This is a genomic window from Pseudomonas citronellolis (assembly GCF_029335315.1).
In the GTDB taxonomy this organism is placed as follows: Bacteria; Pseudomonadota; Gammaproteobacteria; order Pseudomonadales; family Pseudomonadaceae; genus Pseudomonas; species Pseudomonas citronellolis_A.
The window spans coordinates 1-4942 of the sequence record NZ_JARJLT010000360.1; the positions used below are offsets into that span (position 1 = coordinate 1).

3 protein-coding genes are annotated in these 4942 nt (G+C 69.8%); all 3 read right to left on the reverse strand.

Going from position 1 to position 4942, the window contains the following annotated elements:
- Positions 1-29: 29 nt before the first annotated feature.
- Positions 30-974 (reverse strand): ornithine cyclodeaminase family protein, encoded by a 945-nt coding sequence (locus tag P3W75_RS27345; RefSeq protein ID WP_276230446.1) that lies wholly within the window; start codon positions 972-974, stop codon positions 30-32.
- A 240-nt stretch (positions 975-1214) separates the two neighbouring features.
- The gene (locus P3W75_RS27350) at positions 1215-3173 is read right to left on the reverse strand and encodes a methyl-accepting chemotaxis protein (protein ID WP_276230447.1); all 1959 of its coding nucleotides are present in this window, start codon (positions 3171-3173) and stop codon (positions 1215-1217) included.
- 336 nt (positions 3174-3509) lie between these two features.
- A partial coding sequence (rhlB, locus tag P3W75_RS27355; protein ID WP_276230448.1) for an ATP-dependent RNA helicase RhlB occupies positions 3510-4942 on the reverse strand: 1433 nt, incomplete at its 5' end.

Sequence of the window (4942 nt, forward strand, 5' to 3'; positions counted from 1 at the left end):
TCGACTTCGATCATGGGGGCGTCTCCGCGTCAGGCGTCGTGCAGGTGATAGAGCGCGTTGGCCAGGGCGACGTCTTCCAGGCCCAGGCCGATGGAGCGGAAGAAGGCGTGGCGCTGGTAGTCCGGGCGCGGCGCGCGGCCGGCCAGCAGTTCCGGCAGGTCGCCACGGATCGCCGAGGCGTCCCAGCCGTGCTGCTCGGCGGCCAGGCGCATTTCGCCGGCGCTGGCCGGGGTGGTGGCGCGGTAGTCGCAGTACACGTCCATGCCGGCCAGGCTCGCTGGCGGCACTTCGTGGGCGCGCGCGACGTTGGTGCTGATCGAGGTGATCAGCGCCGGGCGGCTCAGTTGCGCCGGGTCCAGCACCGGGGTGCCGGAGGAGGTGCAGAGCAGGATGACGTCGGCGTCGAGCACCGCCTCGGCGACGCTGGCGGCGCCCTCGGCGCGGGCGTCGAGGGCCTGGAAGGCGGCGAGCTTGTCCGCGTCCAGGCGCGGCGAGTGCACGCGGATCGACTGCCAGTCGCGCAGGTCGGCGACGTAGCGCAGGTGCGCCAGGGCCACGGCGCCGCTGCCGATGATCGCCAGGCGCCGGGCGCCGCTGGCGGCCAGGGCCTCGACGGCCACGGCGGTGGCGGCGGCGGTGCGCGCGGTGGTCAGGCTGCCGGCGTCGCACAGCAGCAGCGGCTGGCCGCTGTCCATGGACATCAGCAGGCTCCAGGCGGTGACCAGGGACTTGGGCTGGCGAACGATGTAGGGTGACGTCTTCACCCCATAGACGCGCTGGCTGGCCAGCACGCCGAGGTAGTTGATGAAGTCGCCGCCGCCGGCGGGGAATTCCACCAGTTGCTGGGCCGGCTGCACGGCCTGGCCGGCGGCGAGCTCCAGGAACATGTCGCGCATGGCCTGGCGCACATCGACGCGGGCGAGCAGGCGTTCGGCGTCGGCCTGGTGGAGGACGAGGGGCGTGGCGGCGGACATGGCGAAGCTCCAGATTGGATTAATTATTCCATTCTGGACTTTGTTGTATCTGTCAGCAAGGCCGAAGGGGGCGAGCGGTCGGCTCTTCGTAGGAGCGAACTTGTTCGCGAACAGAGTTTCCGGTGATGCAGGTGCGTCAGGTGGATTCCGCGCCCTCTCCCCAACCCTCTCCCTTAAGGGAGAGGGGGCCGTCTGGTGCGAAGGCCCAAGTCGGCGTCATCCTGATACTCCGCCAGTGCGTTACAGCTGGAATTGCGCCACCAGCGCCTCCTGACTGCCCGCCACCTTGCGCAGGTGCTCGCCGCAGTCGCGGGTGTGCGCGGCGGTCTTGCGGTTCTCCGCGGTCATGTCGCTCAGGCGGTGCATGTGCTGGTTCACTTCCTGGGTGGTGCTGGCCTGCTGCTCGGCCGCCGCGGCGATCTGGAAGGCCATGGCGTGCACGCCCTGCAGCGATTCGTCGAGGGCGCCGAGGGAGTCCAGCACCGCCTGGGTGTCCTGCTCCAGGGTGCGCGCCTGGTCGCTGGCGCCGCCCATGCTGGCCTGGGCCTCGCTGGAGGAGTCGCCGAGGGCGCCGACGATGGTGACGATCTCGTCGGTGGCGCTGCGGGTGCGCTGGGCCAGGTTGCGCACTTCGTCGGCGACCACCGCGAAGCCGCGCCCGGCCTCGCCGGCGCGGGCCGCCTCGATGGCCGCGTTGAGCGCCAGCAGGTTGGTCTGCTCGGCGATCGAGCGGATCACCGCCAGCACCGAGCTGATCTGCTGGCTGTCGCCGGCCAGGGCGTGGACCACCCGGTCGGCGTCGCGCAGGCCGGCGAGCAACTGGTCCTGGCGGCCGATCATGCGTTGCAGGGTGCCCTGCATGGTGACGAAGGCCTCGCGCGCGGCGGCGCTGCCGTCGGCGCTGCGGCTGGCGCTGCCGGCGATTTCCTGGACGGTGGCGGCCATCTGGTCGACGGCGCTGACCACCATCTCCAGGGCTTCCTGCTGCTGGTCCAGGTGGCTGCTGGTACGGCCGGCGGCGTCGAGGATGTCGCCGCTGGCGTCGCCCACCGCCTGGCTGGCCTGGCGCAGGCGTTCGATCACCTGGCGCCAGGCGATGGCCATCTCGTGCAGGGCCTGCATCAGGCCGCTGCCGGCGTCGGCGCCGCCAGCCACTTTCAGTTCGCCGCTGGCCAGGCGCTGGGCCAGGGCGGCCATGCTCGCCGGCTCGCCGCCCAGCGGGCGCATCACGCTGCGGCTGACCAGCCAGGTGCCGGCGGCGACCCCGGCCAGGGTCAGCAGGCCGAGCACCAGCACCTGCCACATCAGTTTGCGCACCGGGGCGAAGGCCTGGTCCTGGTCCATTTCCGCCACCAGCGCCCAGCGCAGGCCGTCGAGGTTCAGCGGGACGAAGGATTTCAGCGCCGGCTGGCCGTTCAGGCCGGGCTCGGCGAGGCGCCCCTGCTCGCCGGCCAGGGCCTTGGCGCTGGCCTCGCCGGGCAGCGCGGCGGGGTCGTCGCCGGTGCGGCGCACGCGGTGCTCGGCGAAGCGCGCGGAGTCCGAGCGCAGGCGGCCGTCGCCGCCCACCAGGTAGGTCTCGCCGGCCTCGCCCAGGCCCTGGCGGCTCTGCATCACGCTGTTCAGCTGGCCCAGCGGCAGCTCCAGCACCAGCAGCAGTTGCAGCTTGTCGTGGTCGAGAATCGGCGCGGCCAGCCACTGCACCGGCTGCTTGTCGTCCAGCGCCGGTTGCAGGTCGCTGATGCTCGCCTTGCCGCTTTCCAGGGCGCCGCGCACGAAGCGGCCGAACGGCGTGTCGCGCCATTCGGGGGCGTTCATGTTCTGCTGGTAGTCGGCGCCGCGGCCGAGGCTGAACACCACGTTGCCGTCGGTGGCCACCAGGCGCAGCTCGCGGTAGCCGAAGGTCTTGGTGAAGTTCTCGAACACCGGGCGGTCGTAGTTGGCGGTGGTCACCAGCGCTTCGCTCTCCAGTCCCGCGTAGTTGGCGCCGAGGTTGCCTGCCAGGCTGCTGAGCTGGTTGTGCCGCGCCTGCCAGGCGTCCAGCAGTTGCCGTTGCTTGATGCTGGCCACCGCCTCCAGGGCGTTCAGGCTCTGTTCTTCGAGGGCCTGGCTGGCCTGGCGGTAGACCACCAGGGCCATGACCAGCACCGGGATGAGGCCGATCAGCAGGAAACTGAGGGCTAGCTTGGCACGCAAGGGCATGGGGACGCTTCCGAGGGTCGGTTTCTACGAGGGTCGTAAAAAATTCTGCAAGAAGCGTGCAAATTTATTGACGACCGTAAATGAAATCGATCGGGCCGTTCGTTTTATTGCGCGTGCGCCTGGCTGTAACCCAGGCGTGGCGGTGGCCCAGTGCCATTGTTCGCACCTGGGCGTGTTCGCGTCGTCCCGGCGGGTCCGGTGGGAAGAACGCCGGGCTCCGCACCGGGCCTGGGCGTCACCGCGCGGGAAGGGCGCGCGCCGGCGTCACCGGGCGTAACGCCGGAAACGAAAAAGGCGAAGCCTCGCGGCTTCGCCTTTTCTCGTGTCGCGCGTCGATCAGTGCTTGCGCGGTACCGACTTGAGCAGCTCGGTGGGCGGCATCTCGCAGGTGATCTTGCGGCCCAGCAGCTCTTCGATCGGCGGCAGGGCGAAGGCGTCGTCCTCGCCGGCGAAGCTGATCGAGGTGCCGGTGGCGCCGGCGCGGCCGGTACGGCCGATGCGGTGCACGTAGTCGTCCGGGTCTTCCGGCAGGGTGAAGTTGATCACGTGGCTGATGCCGTCGACGTGGATGCCGCGGCCGGCGACGTCGGTGGCCACCAGGACGCGGATCTTGCCCTCGCGGAAGCCTTCCAGGACCTTGATGCGCTTGTGCTGCGGCACGTCGCCGGACATCTGGGCGGCGCTGATGCCGTCCTTGGTCAGGCGTTCCTCGATGCGCCGGACTTCGTCCTTGCGGTTGGCGAAGACCATCACCCGGGTCCAGTCGTTCTGCGCGATCAGGTTGTACAGCAGCTTGTACTTGTCGCTGCCGGCAACGGCGTAGACGTGCTGCTCGACGGTGTCGCTGGCGACGTTCTCCGGCTCGATCTCGACGATCGCCGGCTCCACGGTCCACTGCTTGGCCAGGTTCATCACGTCGTCGGTGAAGGTGGCGGAGAACAGCAGGGTCTGGCGCTCGCCCTTGAACGGGGTCTGGCGGATGATCTGGCGGACCTGCGGGATGAAGCCCATGTCGAGCATGCGGTCGGCTTCGTCCAGCACCATCACCTCGACCATGTCCAGGTGCACCTCGCCGCGCTGGTTGAAGTCCAGCAGGCGGCCGGGGGTGGCCACGAGGATGTCGCAGAAGCGCGATTCCAGGGTCTTGAGCTGCTTGTCGAAGTCCATGCCGCCGACGAAGCTCATGACGTTCAGGCCGGTGTACTTGGCCAGGCCGACGGCGTCCTTGGCGATCTGCACCACCAGCTCGCGGGTCGGCGCGATGATCAGCGCGCGCGGCTCGCCCATGTAGCGCTCTTTCGGCGGCGGGGTCTGCAGCAGCTGGGTGATGATCGAGATGAGGAACGCGGCGGTCTTGCCGGTGCCGGTCTGGGCGCGGCCGATGGCGTCCTGGCCCTTGAGGGTGAAGCCCAGCACCTGCGCCTGGATCGGCGTGCAGTAGGGGAAGCCCAGGTCATGGATGGCGTGCATCAGACGCGGGTCGAGGTTGAAGTCGTGGAAGCGGGTCTTGCCTTCGGCCGGCTCGACGACGAAGTCTTCCAGCTTCCAGGTGTCCACCACCGGGGCCTTGGGCTTGCGCTCGCGGCGCGGCTTCTCGGTCTTCTCGGCGCGCTCGGGCTTGTCGCCCTTGTCGTGCTGCGGCTTGTCGTGCGGCTTGTCGGCGCGCTCGGTCTTGGCCGGGCGCTCGCCACGGTCCTGGCGTTCGCCACGCGGCTTGTCGCTCTTGGCCTGGCGCGGGGCTTTCTCGGCGCGTTCGCCTTCCGGGCGGG

Excerpts from the sequence above, each read along its gene's own strand:
- P3W75_RS27345 (WP_276230446.1), bottom strand. The coding sequence starts at position 974 with ATGTCCGCCGCCACGCCCCTCGTCCTCCACCAGGCCGACGCCGAACGC.
- P3W75_RS27350 (WP_276230447.1), bottom strand. The coding sequence starts at position 3,173 with ATGCCCTTGCGTGCCAAGCTAGCCCTCAGTTTCCTGCTGATCGGCCTC.